General features: G+C 70.8%; 15 protein-coding genes. 10 read left to right on the top strand and 5 right to left on the bottom strand.

Annotated elements, in window-relative coordinates; translation table 11 throughout:
- Positions 1-59 precede the first annotated feature (59 nt).
- From ACHWVH_RS20055 to ACHWVH_RS20040, 4 genes are read right to left on the bottom strand one after another with little or no spacing between them, the layout of a single operon-like run.
- Entirely contained in the window at positions 60-578 is a 519-nt protein-coding gene (locus tag ACHWVH_RS20055; protein WP_017914772.1) for a Slp family lipoprotein, read from the bottom strand.
- Positions 575-2,524, bottom strand: a complete 1,950-nt coding sequence (locus tag ACHWVH_RS20050; protein WP_394687838.1) for a transglutaminaseTgpA domain-containing protein — start codon at positions 2,522-2,524, stop codon at positions 575-577. The genes ACHWVH_RS20055 and ACHWVH_RS20050 overlap by 4 nt, the downstream gene beginning before the upstream one ends.
- On the bottom strand, positions 2,517-3,473 hold the full coding sequence (locus ACHWVH_RS20045) for a DUF58 domain-containing protein (protein ID WP_267100648.1): 957 nt from the start codon (positions 3,471-3,473) through the stop codon (positions 2,517-2,519). Before ACHWVH_RS20045 ends, ACHWVH_RS20050 begins: the two co-directional genes overlap by 8 nt.
- Positions 3,474-3,478: 5 nt before the next feature.
- A complete protein-coding gene (locus ACHWVH_RS20040) occupies positions 3,479-4,432 on the bottom strand; it encodes a MoxR family ATPase (RefSeq protein WP_150410543.1) in 954 nt (317 codons plus the stop codon).
- Between the two features lie 36 nt (positions 4,433-4,468).
- Between ACHWVH_RS20040 and ACHWVH_RS20035 the strand changes: the two genes are divergently transcribed.
- From ACHWVH_RS20035 to ACHWVH_RS20025, 3 genes are read left to right on the top strand one after another with little or no spacing between them, the layout of a single operon-like run.
- Positions 4,469-6,313, top strand: coding sequence for a glycosyltransferase family 39 protein (locus ACHWVH_RS20035; protein ID WP_295925390.1), 1,845 nt, complete (start codon positions 4,469-4,471; stop codon positions 6,311-6,313).
- 50 nt (positions 6,314-6,363) lie between these two features.
- The gene (locus ACHWVH_RS20030; RefSeq protein WP_017912660.1) at positions 6,364-7,353 is read left to right on the top strand and encodes a glycosyltransferase family 2 protein; all 990 of its coding nucleotides are present in this window, start codon (positions 6,364-6,366) and stop codon (positions 7,351-7,353) included.
- Positions 7,350-9,194, top strand: coding sequence for a hypothetical protein (locus ACHWVH_RS20025; protein ID WP_394687837.1), 1,845 nt, complete (start codon positions 7,350-7,352; stop codon positions 9,192-9,194). The genes ACHWVH_RS20030 and ACHWVH_RS20025 overlap by 4 nt, the downstream gene beginning before the upstream one ends.
- 1 nt (position 9,195) lies before the next feature.
- On the opposite strand, the gene ACHWVH_RS20020 is transcribed toward ACHWVH_RS20025, so the two are convergent.
- On the bottom strand, positions 9,196-9,768 hold the full coding sequence (locus tag ACHWVH_RS20020; RefSeq protein WP_394687836.1) for a Maf family protein: 573 nt from the start codon (positions 9,766-9,768) through the stop codon (positions 9,196-9,198).
- Positions 9,769-9,899: 131 nt separating this feature from the next.
- Here ACHWVH_RS20020 and ACHWVH_RS20015 point away from each other — a divergent pair, with 131 nt between their 5' ends.
- The 7 genes from ACHWVH_RS20015 (at position 9,900) to fabF (ending at position 15,932) form a co-directional block, all read left to right on the top strand.
- The gene (locus tag ACHWVH_RS20015; RefSeq protein ID WP_010342480.1) at positions 9,900-10,409 is read left to right on the top strand and encodes a DUF177 domain-containing protein; all 510 of its coding nucleotides are present in this window, start codon (positions 9,900-9,902) and stop codon (positions 10,407-10,409) included.
- A gap of 101 nt (positions 10,410-10,510) precedes the next feature.
- Entirely contained in the window at positions 10,511-10,705 is a 195-nt protein-coding gene (rpmF, locus tag ACHWVH_RS20010) for a 50S ribosomal protein L32 (protein WP_010342479.1), read from the top strand.
- A 97-nt stretch (positions 10,706-10,802) separates the two neighbouring features.
- Positions 10,803-11,786: a beta-ketoacyl-ACP synthase III gene (locus tag ACHWVH_RS20005; RefSeq protein WP_010342478.1), complete on the top strand. Its 984-nt coding sequence runs from the start codon at positions 10,803-10,805 to the stop codon at positions 11,784-11,786.
- A gap of 556 nt (positions 11,787-12,342) precedes the next feature.
- Complete coding sequence (gene fabD / locus ACHWVH_RS20000; RefSeq protein WP_394687835.1) at positions 12,343-13,287, top strand: ACP S-malonyltransferase; 945 nt, start codon at positions 12,343-12,345, stop codon at positions 13,285-13,287.
- A 91-nt stretch (positions 13,288-13,378) separates the two neighbouring features.
- Positions 13,379-14,122 carry a 3-oxoacyl-ACP reductase FabG gene (gene fabG, locus ACHWVH_RS19995; RefSeq protein ID WP_284467688.1) on the top strand — a complete coding sequence of 248 codons (744 nt, stop codon included), beginning with the start codon at positions 13,379-13,381 and terminating at the stop codon, positions 14,120-14,122.
- Positions 14,123-14,327: 205 nt separating this feature from the next.
- A complete protein-coding gene (acpP, locus tag ACHWVH_RS19990) occupies positions 14,328-14,567 on the top strand; it encodes an acyl carrier protein (RefSeq protein ID WP_010342475.1) in 240 nt (79 codons plus the stop codon).
- 129 nt (positions 14,568-14,696) lie between these two features.
- Positions 14,697-15,932, top strand: a complete 1,236-nt coding sequence (fabF, locus tag ACHWVH_RS19985) for a beta-ketoacyl-ACP synthase II (protein WP_394687834.1) — start codon at positions 14,697-14,699, stop codon at positions 15,930-15,932.
- The last annotated feature ends 104 nt before the right edge of the window (positions 15,933-16,036 follow it).

Below are 16,036 nucleotides of genomic sequence, written 5' to 3'. Positions count from 1 at the left end.
AGGCATAAAAAAACGCCGCTGGATCAGCGGCGTTTTTCGTTGCGGCAGAAACGCAGGGCTTACCACCAGCCCCAGCGCGGACCCCACGGGCCCCACGGGCCGCCCCAGGGGCCGTACGGATAGGCGGGCACCACTTCGACCTGGCGCACCACCGGCCAAAGGTACACCACGTCCGCGTCCATCTTCGGCAGGCGGTAGTCGTACTCGCCGATGCGGGTGTTGTCGTAGCCGGACACGTGGCCGATGAAGGTCACCTCGCGGCCGGGCTCGAACACCGCCGGGTCGTAGAAGCCGGCGCGGCAGGCGATGAAGCGGCCATCGCTGGCGTCGGCGGCATCGCTGTCCGGGCGGCCGCTGGCATTGAGCGGACGCGACAGCATCTGGAAGCAGGTCTGGCCCTGGCCGGGCGTGGTCTTGATGATCTTGCCGCCCCAGCGCACCGGCGCGCCGGCCTGCTGGCCGGCGACCGAGTCGCGCGGGCTGACGGGCGCGAACTGGCCCTGCAGCGGCTTGGGGGCGGTGGCGCAGGCGCCGAGCGCCAGCGCAGCGATCACGGGGAACAGCAGGCGAATCTTCATCGGGATGCTCCAGTGGGCGGACGGTGCCTGCGCAGGTCGCGCAACAATGAAGCGCTGTCCGAATCAGCGCCAGCGTAGCGCGCATCGGCGAAACGCCGGCTGAGCGGAATCAGGCTCGCATCGCCGGTTTCCCGCTGTACGCGCGCCGCCCACGCCAGGGCCGGTTCGTGCGGGTCGCGGCCCAGCCCGCGCCGGGCGTAGCGCCGGCCCAGCGCCCGCCATGCCCGCAGCAGCGGATCGCGTTCGCGCTCGCCGCGCGCCAGCCACCAGGCCATCGCACCCAGCAGCACCGCGGCGAATCCGGCGAACAGCGCCACCAGTTGCCCGGGTTCCAGGCGGGCGATGCCGAACTGGCTGAGCAGGCGCTGCTGGCGGTTGGCGTCGAAGGACAGCACCAGGTCGTTCCAGCCGCGTCGTGCCCAGTCGGCGAGGTCGCGCCAGCGCCAGTCGGCGCCGCCGCCCTGCGCGCCGGCATCGCTGCCCAGACGGTCCTCCAGGGTGTCGTAGATGCGTTCCGGCGCCACCGCCGCGGTCGGGTCCACCCGCACCCAGCCGCGTTGCGGCAGCCACACCTCGGCCCAGGCGTGCGCGTCCATGCGCCGCACCACCCAGTAGTCGCCGAACGCATTGCGGGTGCCGCCGGCATAACCGGTGACCACACGTGCAGGAATGCCGGCGCCGCGCATCAGCACCACGAACGCCGAACTGAAGTGCTGGCAGAACCCGGCCTTCTGCTGGAACAGGAACTCGTCCACGCCGTCGCGGCCGGGCAGCGGCGTCTCCAGGGTGTAGGCGAAGTCGCGGCGGATCCATTGCAGGGCGCGGGCGACGATCGCCGCATCGTCGGCGCCGGCCTGCTGCCGCCACTGCCGGGCCAGCGCCAGGGTGCGCGGGTTGTAACCGGGCGGCAACGCCAGCGCGCGCTGCCGTTGCGCCGGCGCGAGATCGGCCTCCACCCGTTGCGGCAGCGCCGACCGCAGCCGCCAGCGGGTCAGCGCGCTGAGCGGGCGCTCGGTCTGCAGCACGGCGTCGGCCGTCAGCCGGGTGCCGGCCGGTGCCTGCCGCGGCAGGTCCAGGGCGACCAGTTGCCGGCGGTCGGTCGGTTCCACCTCGAGCTGGTAGTCCCAGCCGCCGGGTGCGAGCTGGATCGTGGGTGCCGGCGCGAAGGCGTTGTCGCGCGGCGCACGCCAGGTGCGACCGTCGAAATCCCACAGCACCGGGCCGCGCCAGTAGCGCTGCGCCGGCGCCGGCACCGGGCCGAAGAACTGCACGCGCAACGCCGGGGTGTCGTCGGCCAACAGGTCCAACCATTCCCCGGGGCTCATCGTGTCCGACAGGCCGGGACGGCCCAGCGCACGTTCCGGTACGCCCCACAACGGCGAGCCCAGGCGCGGGAACAGCCAGAACGCGGCCAGCGCCAGCGGCAGGCCCAGCGCCAGCAGGCGGCCGACGCCGCGCAGTTGCCCACGCAACGGGCGCCGCGCGCTGTGGCCTTCCTGGTCGGCCAGGCGCTGCATGCACAGCAGGGCCGCGATCACCGCGGCCAGCCCCAGCGCCATCGTCACCGGCCCCTGGTCGAGCAGGAAGGCGGCGAACGGCGCGAACAGGGCGAAGCCGAGCAGGCTGCGCGCATCGCGCAGGCTCTTCAGTTCCGAGGGCTTGATCGCCAGCATCGCCGCCAGCAGTGCGCAGCCGGTGTCGCGGCCGAAGCGCAGGCCGACCTGCCAGTACAGCGCCGCGAGCATGACGGCGACCAGGACCAAGCGCAGCAGCGCCGGCAGCGGCCGCCACGCCGAACTGGCGCCGATCAGCAGGGCGGACAGCGCGATCAGCCAGGCCAGGGTGCCGGGTAATTGCAGCAGCAGCGGCAGCAAGGCCAGCAGCGCCGCGCCCAGCGCCCAGGCGCGGCTGGCGGCGTGCAGTGCGGGCGAGTGTGGCTCAGTCATGCGGCAGCAGCGCCAGCGCGCGCAGGCACAGATGCCGGTGCTGCGGGCCGCGGCCCGGCCCCAGCGCCGGTTGCCCAGGCAGCAGCAGGCGGTAGCGGCGGCCGTCGCGTTCGGCTTCCTCGACCCAGCGCGCCAGCCGCGCGATGCGGCGTTCGTGCGGCAAGGCCGGCAGCGTGCGCCAGTCCAGTACCACGTCCACGCCGATCGGGCGTTCGTACTCGCGCACCAGCAGGGTGTCGCGGCGCGCCGAGTGTTTCCACGCGATCGCCCGCGGCGCATCGCCGGCGCGGTAGGGACGTAACTGATGCAGTTCCTCGCCGAGCGCGTGCAGGCGGGTCTGGGTTGGGGTGCCGGCGCCTGCAGGCAGCGGCGGGCCGTCGGCTTCCGGTTGCGGATAGACCAGCAGCGGGGCATCCGGCCAGAACCAGGCCCAGGCGCGCAGCAGGCCCAGCGGCTGGGTGGTGGAGACCTGGATGCGTTGCAGGTCCAGCCAGCCGCGACGCTCGGTGGGCACCTCCAGGTCGGCCTCGTTGCGATCGTCGCGGTGCAGGTCCAGGTAGGTGTGGGCGGCACCGTGGCGCACGCGCAGGCCGCGGCGGCGGCGGCCGTCGGCGGTGGCCAATGCCAGCCGCAGGCGCAGCGGTTGCCCGGCCGCGACCGGCTCGGCCGACAGCGCCTCCAGGCGCAGTCCGGACAACTGCAGATGGGCGACGATGGCGCTGGCCATCGCCGCCGCGCCGAGCAGCATCGCCAGCAGCAGCGCGGGGTTGTTGTTGTAGTTCAGCGCGCCGAGCAGCATCGCCGCCAGCAGCAGCGCCAGGAAGCCGCCGAACGGCGTCGGCAGGATGTAGATGCGGCGCCGGTCCAGATGCACCGGCAGCGCTTCCGGCGCGCGCGGCGCGGCCAACTGCGCCAGTCGCTGCCGCCAGTCGCGCCGCCCGCTCGGCATCGGCGTCAGTCCACCGCGACGCTGTGCAGGATCGCCTTGGCCAGGGCCTGGCCGGAGGCCGATTCCTGTTCGGCCACCAGGCGATGCTCGGCGACGGCCACGAACAGCGCCTGCACGTCCTCGGGCAGCACATGGCCGCGGCCGAGCAGCAGCGCATGCGCCTTGGCCGCGCGCAGCAGGGCGATGCCGGCGCGCGGCGACAGGCCCACGCGCACGCCCGGGTGCTGGCGGCTGCGCGCCAGCAGTGCCTGCACATAGGCAACCAGCGCCTCGCTGGCGTGGATCTGCTCCACGCCCTGGCGCAGCGTGGCCATGTCGGCCTCGCCGAGCAGTGGCTGCGCCTGTGCGATGAGGTCGCGGCGGTCGCTGCCGCTGAGCAGCGCGCGTTCGGCCTCGGCGTTGGGATAGCCCAGGGCCAGCCGCAGCAGGAAGCGGTCCAGTTGCGAGTCGGGCAGCGGGAAGGTGCCGGACAGGTCCACCGGGTTCTGGGTGGCGATCACGAAGAACGGCGAGGGCAGCGGATGGGTGGTGCCGTCGAGGGTGACCTGCTGTTCGGCCATCGCTTCCAGCAGCGCGCTCTGCGTGCGCGGCGGCGCGCGATTGATCTCGTCGGCGAGCAGCACGTGGGTGAACACCGGGCCGGGATGGAACTGGAACTGGCGCGACTGCGCGTCGTACACCGACACGCCGAGCACATCGGCCGGCAGCAGATCGGAGGTGAACTGCACGCGCTGGAAGCCCAGCCCCAGGCTCGCCGCCAGCGCATGCGCCAGCGTGGTCTTGCCCAGGCCGGGCAGGTCCTCGATCAACAGATGTCCGCCGGACAGCAGGGCGACAAAGGCCATGCGCACCTGTTGCGGCTTGCCCAGGACCAGCGCGTTGACCTGCTGCTGGGCGCGCGTGAGCGCCTCGCGCAACGTATCGGTTAGCATTTCCGGCAAGCGGAGCGGAGTAGGCATCGCATTCTCGCAACGGTTTCAGGGAGTTTACGGGCAATGCAAGGGGAACAACGTGCACGCAGCGTCTTCATCGTGCTGTGGACGCTCGTCACCGCCGCCAAACTGCTGGTCGCCGCGCGCCTGCCGTTGTTCGTGGACGAGGCATTCTATTGGCAGGAAGGCCAGCATCTGGCGCTGGCCTACTCGGACCTGCCCGGGCTGACCGCGTGGCTGGCGCGGTTGGGCGTGGCGCTCGGCGGCGACCACCTGCTGGCGTTGCGCGCGCCGTTCCTGCTGCTGGGTGCGGCCGTGCCGTGGCTGATCGCACGCATCGCCACGCGCTGGTTCGGCGCAGTGGCGGGCTGGCGCGCCGGCAGCCTGGTCTTGCTGATGCCGCTGTCCGGCACCCTGGGCATCCTGGCGCTGCCGGACGTGCCGATGGCGCTGGCGACGATCCTGTGCATCGACGCCACCGCGCGGCTGCTGCGCCAGACCGAGGCGCTGAGCGCGGTGGAGCTGGCGCTGGGCCTGGTCATCGGCGCGCTGAGCCATTACCGCTTCGTCGGCGTGATCGGCGTCGGCGCGATCGCGCTGCTGCTGATCCCGCAGGGCCGACGCATGCTGCGCGATCCGCAGGTATGGGTCGCGCTGGCGCTGGGCATGGTCGCCTGGCTGCCGCTGCTGGCCTGGAACGCGGACAACGGCGAGGCCGGTCTCAAGTTCCAGTTGGTCGACCGCCATCCCTGGAGCTTTCAGCCCGCCGGCATCGCCTTCCTGCTGATCCAGTTGCTGCTGGTCACGCCGTTGCTGGCGGTGGCGATGACCAAGGTGGCGCTGATGGCCACGCGCGGCGGCAGCAGCGGCACGCGCGTGCAGTGGCGGTATTTCGGCCTGCTCGGCGGGGTGTCCACGCTGGGCATCTTCCTGCTCGGGTTCTTCACCGACGCCGAGCGGGTCAGCTTCCACTGGCCGCTGCCGGGTTATCTGGCGTTGCTGATCGCCACGCCGGTGATCCTCAACGGTTGGAGCAAGCCGCTGCGCCGCGCCACCTGGTTGCTGGCCGGGCTGGGCCTGGTCGGTGCGTTCGGCTACTACCTGGCGGTGTCGGTGCCGGCGGTGCGCGAGCACACCGCCGGCGACAAGTACTACCCGCGCAACTTCGCCGGCTGGCGGCCGCTGGCCGACGCGGTGCGTCGCGAACTGGCGAGCATGCCGCCCGGCACCCAGGTGCTGGCGGACAACTTCAAGGTCGGCGCCGAACTCGGCTTCGAACTGCGCGATCCCAACATCCAGGTGCTGCCGCATCCGTTGAACGACAAGCACGGGCGCAGCGCACAACTGCAGCAGTGGGGTCTGCTCAGCGACGGCCACCGCGACGGTCCACGGCTGCTGGTGCTATCGCCCAGCGACATGAAGTACCGGCTGCTGCTGCAGCGCTACCACGCGGTCTGCGACCTGGTCGGTCCGCTGCCGCCGCCGCGGGTGGTCTCCAGCGACCACGGCAGCCAGCGTTTCCTGCTGTTCGCGCTGCCGGCGCAGCGCGCGGCCGGCCCCTGCGCGACGCCGGCGATGGCCTGGTTCAACACCCCGGACGTGGACGCCAGCGTCGGGCGCCGCTTCGACGTGTCCGGCTGGGCGTTCAAGGACGGGGTGGGGATCGACCGGGTCGAGGTGCTGCTCGACGGCAAGGTCGCGGCGCAGGCGCACTACGGCGACGTCTACGACGTCACCAGGTTCTGGAAGATCTCCACGGATCCCAATCATCCGAACATCGGCTTCCGTGCCACCGTCGATGCCAGTGGCCTGGCACCGGGCACGCACTGGCTGGGCCTGCGCCTGCACGGCCGCGACGGCAGCGTCGAGGATTGGTGGGAACAACCGATCGTGCTGCGCCCGCACTGAGCTAGGATGGCGCGCCTTTCCACGCTGCCGCGCAGGACCGCACGCCGCCCATGTCCAGTTTCCCCTCCGATCGCCCCGCGGCCGCGCCGCGGATCGCGGTGCTGGTGCCGTGCCACAACGAAGCGGCCACCATCGGCCGGGTCGTGGCCGATTTCGCCACGCATCTGCCGGGCGCGCAGGTCCATGTGTTCGACAACAATTCCAGCGACGCCACCATCGCCCGGGCGCGTGCGGCCGGCGCGGTGGTGCGCGAGGTCGCGCTGCAGGGCAAGGGCAACGTGGTGCGGCGCCTGTTCGCCGACATCGAGGCCGACGTCTACGTGCTGGTCGACGGCGATGCGACCTACGATGCGGCGATGGCGCCGGCGCTGGTCGAGCGGCTGCTGCGCGACGGACTGGACATGGTGGTCGGCGCGCGCCGCAGCGACGAAGCGGCGGCGTACCGCGCCGGCCATCGCACCGGCAACGTGCTGCTGACCCGCTGCGTGGGCTTCCTGTTCGGGCGCAGCTTCGACGACATGCTGTCCGGCTACCGGGTGTTCTCGCGGCGCTACGTGAAGTCGTTTCCCGCGCATGCCGCCGGCTTCGAGACCGAGACCGAACTGGCGGTGCACGCGCTGCAACTGCGCATGCCGGTGGCGGAGGTGGACACGGCCTACGGCGCGCGTCCGGAAGGATCGCAGAGCAAGCTGCGCACCTGGCACGACGGCACCCGCATCCTGCTGACCATCCTGCGCCTGTTCAAGGCCGAGCGGCCCTTGCTGTTCTTCTCGCTGGGTTTCGGCGCCTGCGTGCTGCTGGCGCTGGCGCTGGCAGTGCCGCTGTTGCTGACCTATGCGCAGACCGGCCTGGTGCCGCGGTTTCCCACCGCGATCCTGTGTTCGGCGTTGGTGTTGCTGGGTGTGCTGCTGCTGGCCTGCGGGCTGATCCTGGACACGGTCACGCGCGGCCGCATCGAGGCCAAGCGCCTGGCTTACCTGGCGATCCCGGCCTGGCCGGCGGCGGACGCGCAGGGTGCGCATCATGGTGACGGCGCATGAGCACCACTGCTGCTGCGGCGCTGCCGCGCCCGACGCGCCGCCAGCGCCTGCTGGCCGCGCTGGATCGCCGCTTCGCCTTCCACAGCCGCGGCAACGTGATCGCGGCGGGTGTGGCGGTCGCGCTCTTGGGTGGGCTGCTGTCGCTGTGGCTGGGTCAGGACGCCAACTGGGACCTGCGCAACTACCACCTGTACAACGGCTACGCCGTCCTGCACGGCCGCCTCGGCATCGACCTGGCGCCGGCGCAGATGCAGAGCTACTTCAATCCGCTGCTGGACGTGTTGCATTACGCGCTGTTCGTTGGCCTGCCTGCGCCGCTGGCCGGGTTCGCGATGGGCGTGCTGCACGCACTGGCGTTCCTGCTGCTGGCCGGCATCGTCTGGCAGGTGCTGGACCCGCGGCTGGACCGCGCGCGGCTGGTGCCGTGGCTGGCGCTGGCCGGGCTGTGCAGCGCCGCGTTCCTGTCCGAGTTCGCCGGCACCATGGGCGACAACACCAGCGCGCTGCCGGTGCTGGGCGCGCTGCTCGCCGCACTGTACGCGCAACGCCGCCAGCAGGCCGCGGGGCAGGGCGTGGCGCTGGGCTGGTGGGCGCTGGCCGGCGCCCTGCTCGGGCTGGCGATGGCCTGCAAGCTGACCAACGCCCTGTTCGCGCTGGCCCTGGGCGTGGCCGCGCTGGTCGCCGGCGGTCGCCCGCGGCAACGGATCGGCGGCGCCGCAGTGCTGACTACGGTGACGGTGCTCAGCTTCGCGCTGCTGGCCGGGCCGTGGCTGCTGCGGGTGTGGCAGACCTTCGGCAATCCGCTGTTCCCGCAGTTCAACAGCCACTTCATGGCGCCGCTGGCGCAGCCGGTGGCGGTCAGCGACACGCGCTGGTTGCCGAAGACGCTGTGGGAGTGGCTGACCTGGCCGCTGCAGTTCTCGCTGGCGCCGAACCGGGTCAGCGAGGTGCGCCTGCGGCAACTGGTGTGGCCGCTGCTGTATCTGCTGGGCCTGGTCGCGCTGCTGCGCTGGATGCTGCGGGGTTTGCGCGGCTCCGCGCCGGCGGAGGTGGTCGCGCCGGCGTGGCGCGCGGTGCTGGTGTTCGTGGTGGTCGCCTTCCTCGCCTGGCAGGCGGCCTTCAGCATCCAGCGCTACCTGGTGGTGCCGGAGTTGCTGGCGCCGTTGCTGCTGTGGGTGGGGCTGCGGCGGCTGCTGCCGGCGCGCATCGCTGCCCCGGCGGCGCGCTGGACCCTGATCGCCTGTGCGGCCTTTGCGCTGTACGGCTGGGGCGAATGGGGGCACGAGCGCTGGGCGCGCGAGGCGTTCCGGGTGCAGGCGCCGCCGATGCTGCAACCCGAGCGCAGCCTGGTGCTGCTGGTCGGCGATGCACCGGAGTCCTGGCGCATTCCGTTCCTGCCCGGGCAGGCGGCGTACGCGTCGGTCGCCTCCAATTTCCCGGAAACGCCGGCCTACGCCACGCGGGTGCGCGAGATGCTGGCGGCGCGCGGGCAGGGCTATGCGCTGTTGCCGGCGGAAGTGGATCGCAATGTCGAGCGCCTGCAGCGGCTCAATGCGGTGGCCGCGCGCCTGGGCCTGGATCGCGGCCCAGACTGCGCGTTGATGCGGCGCCTGGCGCGGCGCCCGGTGCGCGCCGGTGTGGAGGTGGATGCCGGTCGTTGTCGCTGGGTGCTGCTGCCGGAACGGGCCGTGGATGTCGCCGCCGCGGATCGCCAGACCCAGGCGCTGGCGGCGCAGCAACTGGCGCGCTACGGCCTGGCGCTGCAGCCGGGGTCCTGTCAGATCTACCAATCCTGGGTCGGGCAGGCGCGCTTCCCGTACCAGTGGTGCCGGCTGCAGTGAGCTAGGGCAGCACGAAGCCGGCCTCGCGCAGCAACTCGGACAGCGCGATCAACGGCAGGCCGATCAGCGCGGTCGGATCCTGGGTCTGGATCGCGCGGAACAGGCTGATGCCCAGGCCCTCGCACTTGAAGCTGCCGGCGCAGTCCAGCGGCTGTTCGGCGGCGACGTAGCGGGCGATGGCCTCGGCCTGCAGGTCGCGGAACCGGACCTCGGTGAGGTCGCAGGCGTGCAGGGTGCGTGTGCCGCGCTGCAGGCAGACCGCGGTGTGGAAGCGCACGCTGCGCCCGGACATGGCCGCCAGCTGCGCGTGCGCCGCGGCCACCTCGCCTGGCTTGCCCAGCGGTTGGCCGTCCAGTTCGGCGACCTGGTCCGAGCCGATCACCCAGGCCTCCCCGGCAGTGGCCGCGACCGCCGCCGCCTTGGCCGCCGCCAGCCGCTGCGCCAGCGCCAGCGGCGCTTCGCCGGGCAGCGGGGTCTCGTCGACCTGCGGGCGGGCGCACTCGAAGGGCAGGCGCAGCCGCTGCAGCAGTTCGCGGCGGTAGGCGGAAGTGGAAGCCAGGATCAGCGGCGGCATCGGCGGTGGGCAGGGCGGCGGCGGGCCGGGGTCGGCAGTCTGCGGCGGCCGGCGCTGGCCGGCAAGGCAACCCGGGACCGGGCGGGGGCGGTTTGACAGCGGCGCCGGCAGTCCTTAACATTCTGCGGCTTATGTCCGCGAACGTGCCCGAACTGTTGGATGCCTGGCGGATGGTCGCAGCGCGCAGGGTCTTCGAAGACCGTCTGCCGCTCTCGGCGATGACCCGTCTGCAAGGCAGCCTGGCCGACACCGAAGGCGAATGCCGCTACACGCTGGAATTCGGCCGCGACGCTGTACTGCAAGTGTCCTATGTCGAACTGAAGATCGAAACCGAGCTGCCGCTGATCTGTCAGCGCAGCCTGCAGCGCTTCCTGCTGCCGGTGTCGAGCGTGCAGCGGCTGGGGCTGATCCGCAGCGAGGAAGAAGAAGCCGCGCTGCCGCCGGATCACGAGGCCTTGCTGGTGCCGGAAGACGGCATGCTGCGGCCGGCCGATCTGGTCGAGGACGAGCTGGTGCTGGCGGTGCCGTTGGTGCCGGTGGCGCCCGGAAGCGAGGCGGTCGATCGCGACTGGCCGGCGACCGAGGAAGAAACGAGCAAGGTCAACCCGTTCGCGGCGTTGGCGGCGCTGAAGAAACAGTAGCGGTCGGTCCGCCTGCCGCTGCCTGAGGTTGTTGCCGGACGCGCGCGTCCTGCGCGACGTAATGACGACAGATGTAAACGAACCGAGTTTGGAGCAATCCCATGGCTGTGCAGAAATCCCGTGTCACCCCGTCCCGCCGCGGCCAGCGCCGTTCGCACGACGCCCTCAGCGCCAAGCAGCTGTCGACCGATCCGACCAGCGGCGAGATCCACCTGCGCCACCACGTCACCGCCGACGGTTACTACCGTGGCAAGAAGGTGATCGCCACCAAGACCGCGCAGGTCGAAGAAGATTGATCCGTGCCCGTCCACCGCGCTGCGGTGGATGGAGTCACCCATCTTCACAGGCCGCGCCGCACCGGGGCGGCCTGCGTAACAGGCAACAGGAACCAGCATGAGCAAGCGGATCTATTCCAGGATCGCGGGCACCGGCAGCTATTTGCCTGAAAAAGTGTTGACCAACGACGATCTGTCGCACATGGTCGACACCAGCGACGAATGGATCCGCAGCCGTACCGGCATCCGCGAGCGGCACATCGCCGCCCCCGGCCAGACCGCCGGCGATCTGGGCTATGAGGCCGCGCTGAAGGCGATCGAAGCCGCTGGCATCGATGCCGCCGAACTCGACATGATCGTGGTCGGCACCACCACGCCGGACCTGATCTTCCCGTCCACCGCCTGCCTGATCCAGGCCCGCCTCGGCGTGGTCGGTTGCCCGGCGCTGGACGTCAACGCCGCCTGTTCCGGCTTCGTCTACGCGCTCAGCGTGGCCGACAAGTTCATCCGCAGCGGCGACGCCAAGACCGTGCTGGTCATCGGCACCGAAACCCTCAGCCGCATCGTCGATTGGACCGAGCGCACCACCTGCGTGCTGTTCGGCGACGGTGCCGGCGCGGTGGTCCTGCGCGCCGACGAAGACACGGGCATCCTCAGCACCCATCTGCATGCCGACGGCAGCAAGAAGGAGCTGCTGTGGAATCCGGTCGGCATCGCTACCGGGCTGGGCGACGGCACCGGCGACCCGGCCGCCGGCGGCATCCAGATGAAGGGCAGCGAGGTGTTCAAGTACGCGGTCAAGGCGCTGGACGCCGTGGTCGACGAGACCCTCGAGGCCAACGGCCTGGACAAGCACGACCTGGACTGGCTGATCCCGCACCAGGCCAACCTGCGCATCATCGAAGCCACCGCCAAGCGCCTGGAACTGCCGATGGAGCAGGTGGTGGTGACGGTGGACATCCACGGCAACACCTCCTCCGCCTCGGTGCCGATGGCGCTGGACGTGGCGGTGCGTTCGGGCCGCGTGCAGCGTGGCCAGTTGCTGCTGCTGGAAGCCTTCGGCGGCGGCTTCACCTGGGGCTCGGCGCTGCTGCGCTACTGAGCCTGTTTCCGCGCCCGGCGCCGTTGGCGGCGTCGTGGCGCGCGATCGCGATCCGATGCCGGGCGCCGTGCGTCGTCGCCACGACGCGCGGCAATGCGCTCGCCGAACCCAATTCTCATGACGCCAGCGCGTCCGGCGCGTGCATCGCGGTGCGTGGTCGCGCGCGGCCTGTGCCGCGATGCGTCCGTGTCTGTCTTCCTTTCGCGACATCACGCCGTACGCGAAAAGCGCGATTCGCCCAGCGTGTTCGCCTGTAGCTGTGCGCTTTTGGCGTTGTCGCCTGGGCGTCCAGCCGCGCCCATCGGCCATGCCCCTCGTTACGCCTCTCCGCGGTGACGCGCTGCCAGCACCTTGCCCAACAGGCGCAATCGCAACGCCTTGCGCCCGCGTGCGCCCCGCGCTTCACGTGTGCTGTCGGCCTGACGCCGGGCGTCGCCGAGCGAGGCACGATCGGCGGCACGCGATGGGCCGGCCGTCATTTCACATACGCCCGGGTACAGACGCCCGGCCGGTTTCGCCCGTATCATCGCCGCTCGATTTTCGCAGGGCCAACCGCGTGACCGATTCCACACTCGCCTTCGTCTTCCCCGGCCAGGGTTCGCAATCGCTGGGCATGCTGGCCGAACTGGCCGAATTGCATCCGCAGCTGCGCGACAGCTTCGCCGAAGCCTCCGACGGCGCCGGCGTGGACCTGTGGGCGCTGAGCCAGGGCGGCCCGGAAGAGATGCTCAACCGCACCGAGTACACCCAGCCGGCGCTGCTGGCCGCCAGCGTGGCGCTGTGGCGGCTGTGGCTGGCCGAGGGTGGGGCGCGTCCGGCGCAGCTGGCCGGGCACAGCCTGGGCGAATACAGCGCGCTGGTCGCCGCCGGCGCCCTGTCGCTGCACGACGGCGCGCACCTGGTGCGGCTGCGCGGGCAACTGATGCAGGACGCTGCGCCGGCCGGCGTGGGCGCCATGGCCGCCGTGCTCGGCGCCGAGGACGCGCTGGTCGAAGAGGTCTGCGCGCAGGCCGCGGGCAGCCAGGTGGTGGTGCCGGCCAACTACAACTCGCCGGGGCAGGTGGTGATCGGCGGCGATGCCGCGGCGGTCGACCGCGCGCTGGCGCTGCTGGCCGAGCGCGGCGTGCGCAAGGCGGTGAAGCTGGCGGTCAGCGTGCCGTCGCACACCCCGCTGATGCGCGAGGCGGCCAGCCGCCTGGCCGAGGCGATGCGCGGACTGGACTGGCAGGCGCCGCAGCTGCCGGTGGTGCAGAACGCCGATGCGCAGGTGCACGAGGGCGTCGAGGCGATCCGCCAGGCGTTGGTCGAGCAGTTGTATCTGCCGGTGCGCTGGACCGGCTGCGTGCAGGCGCTGGCCGCCGGCGGCGCCACCCGCCTGGCCGAGTGCGGCCCGGGCAAGGTGCTGACCGGGCTGGTCAAGCGCATCGACAAGTCGCTCGACGGCCGCGCCCTGGGCACGCCCGCCGAGTTCGCCGGCGCGCGCGAGGCCTGGGCCTCCTGATCGCCGGTCGCCGCGCGGTGCGCCGTTCGCCCGCGCTGGTTTCCCTCCTTTCCCCCGGCGCCATGCGCCGTCCGTCTCCAAGGAAACGCAGATGAGCAAGCCATTGCAGGGCGAGATCGCGCTGGTCACCGGCGCCAGCCGCGGCATCGGTGCCGCCATCGCCGACGAACTGGCCGCGCAGGGCGCCACCGTCATCGGCACCGCCACCTCCGACGCCGGCGCGCAGGCGATCGGCGCGCGCCTGGCCGCCCACGGCGGCCACGGCCGCGCGCTGGACGTCACCGATGCCGCCGCGGTCGACGCGCTGATCGAGGCGATCGCCAAGGAATTCGGCCCGGTCTCGATCCTGGTCAACAACGCCGGCATCACCCGCGACAACCTGCTGATGCGGATGAAGGACGACGACTGGCAGGCGATCATCGACACCAACCTGACCAGCGTGTTCCGCACCTCCAAGGCGGTGCTGCGCGGCATGATGAAGGCGCGCAAGGGCCGCATCGTCAACATCGCCTCGGTGGTCGGCGTGACCGGCAATCCGGGCCAGGCCAACTACGCCGCGGCCAAGGCCGGCATCATCGCCTTCTCCAAGTCGATGGCCAAGGAAATCGGCTCGCGCGGCATCACCGTCAACGTGGTCGCGCCGGGCTTCATCGACACCGACATGACCAAGGCGCTGCCGGAAGCGCAGCGCACCGCGCTGCTGGAGCAGATCGCGCTCGGCCAGCTCGGCCAGCCATCCGACATCGCCAATGCGGTGGCGTTCCTGGCCGGTCCCGGCGCCGGCTACATCACCGGCGAAACCCTGCACGTGAACGGCGGGATGTACATGCCGTGAGCCTGCGGCGCAGTGGACGCGCCTAAGTGGCTGATCGGCCGGCATTTGTGCAGTGCTGCAAGGGCCAGTCGGTTTCCACTACACTACCCAACGCGGCCATCGCAGCCCGATGGCGTTTTGTGAGTCCCTCACAGGAGCACCGCACATCCGTGTGCGGGGATCCTAAAACTCGAACCACCACTACTCCATCTGGAGCGATATCCCAATGAGCACCATCGAAGAACGCGTCAAGAAAATCGTCGTCGAACAGCTCGGCGTCAAGGAAGAAGAAGTCACCAACAACGCATCGTTCGTCGATGACCTGGGTGCCGACTCGCTGGACACCGTCGAGCTGGTGATGGCCCTGGAAGAAGAGTTCGAGTGCGAGATCCCGGACGAAGAAGCCGAGAAGATCACCTCGGTGCAGCAGGCCATCGACTACGTCAAGGCGCACGTCAAGAGCTGAGGCTGCGTTCGCGATCGCCATCGGCGCCTGCGTGGGCCCGATGCGCGTGACAATCCCATGGGGCCGCGCATGCGGCCCTGTGTTTTTACAGCGTCAAGGCCGCGCGTATCGCGGTGAGGAGATTTCGCAATGAGCCGTCGTGTCGTCGTAACCGGCATGGGCCTGGTGTCGCCGTTGGGCAATGACCTGGCCAGCAGTTGGGAAGGGATCGTCAACGGACGCTCCGGCATCGGCCCGATCACCCAGATCGATGCGTCTCAGTTCACCACCAAGATCGCCGGCGAGATCAAGGATTTCGATCCGACCAAGTTCATCTCGTCCAAGGACGCGCGCAAGATGGATTCGTTCATCCATTACGGCGTCGGCGCCTCGTTCATGGCGCTGGACGATTCCGGCCTGGAAATCACCGAGGCCAATGCCGAGCGCATCGGCGCGATCCTCGGCTCGGGCATCGGCGGGCTGCTCGGCATCGAGGAGCAGACCATCAAATTCCACGAGGGCGGCGCGCGCAAGATCTCTCCGTTCTACGTGCCCAGCACCATCATCAACATGCTGCCGGGCCAGGTGAGCCTGATCAAAGGGCTGAAGGGGCCGACCTTCTCCGCGGTCTCGGCCTGCGCCACCTCCAACCATTCCATCGGCACCGCGATGCGCATGATCCAGCACGGCGACGCCGACGTGATGCTGGCCGGCGGCGCCGAGCGCGGCTCCTCGCCGACCTCGGTGGGCGGCTTCTGCTCGATGAAGGCGATGTCCACCCGCAACGACGATCCCGCCGCCGCCTCGCGCCCGTGGGACAAGGAGCGCGACGGCTTCGTGCTCGGCGACGGCGCCGGCGTGCTGGTGCTGGAAGAGTACGAACACGCCAAGGCGCGCGGCGCGCGCATCTACGCCGAGCTGGTCGGTTTCGGTGCCAGCTCCGACGCCTTCCACATGACCGCCCCGAGCGAGGACGGCGAAGGCGCCGCGCGCAGCATGGTGGCGGCGATGAAGGACGCCAAGCTCAATCCGGAACAGATCGGTTACCTCAACGCGCACGGCACCTCCACGCCGCTGGGCGACCTGGCCGAGACCCTGGCGATGAAGCGCGCGCTGGGCGATCACGCCTACAAGACCATGGTCAGCTCCACCAAGTCGATGACCGGCCACCTGCTCGGCGCCGCGGGCGGTGCCGAGGCGATCTTCTCGGTGATGGCGATCCACGCCGGCATCATCCCGCCGACCATCAACCTGCACGAGCCCAGCGAAGGCTGCGACCTGGACTACGTGCCGAACGTGGCGCGCGAGAAGAAGATCGACGTGGCGATGTCCAATGGGTTCGGCTTCGGTGGGACCAACGGGACGTTGGTGTTCAAGCGGGTCTGAGGGCCGGGATTCGGGAATAGGGAATCGGGAATCGTCACAGCCGGCGCCTCACTCCCGTCGCGCGCGTCCATCTATCGAGCGGCGCGCGTGAGGTCCGCGCGCGT

This window comes from uncultured Xanthomonas sp., from assembly GCF_964278005.1.
In the GTDB taxonomy this organism is placed as follows: domain Bacteria; phylum Pseudomonadota; class Gammaproteobacteria; order Xanthomonadales; family Xanthomonadaceae; genus Xanthomonas_A; species Xanthomonas_A sontii.
Note: the sequence above shows the minus strand (reverse complement) of the source record. Positions and strands in the feature narration are given on the sequence as shown.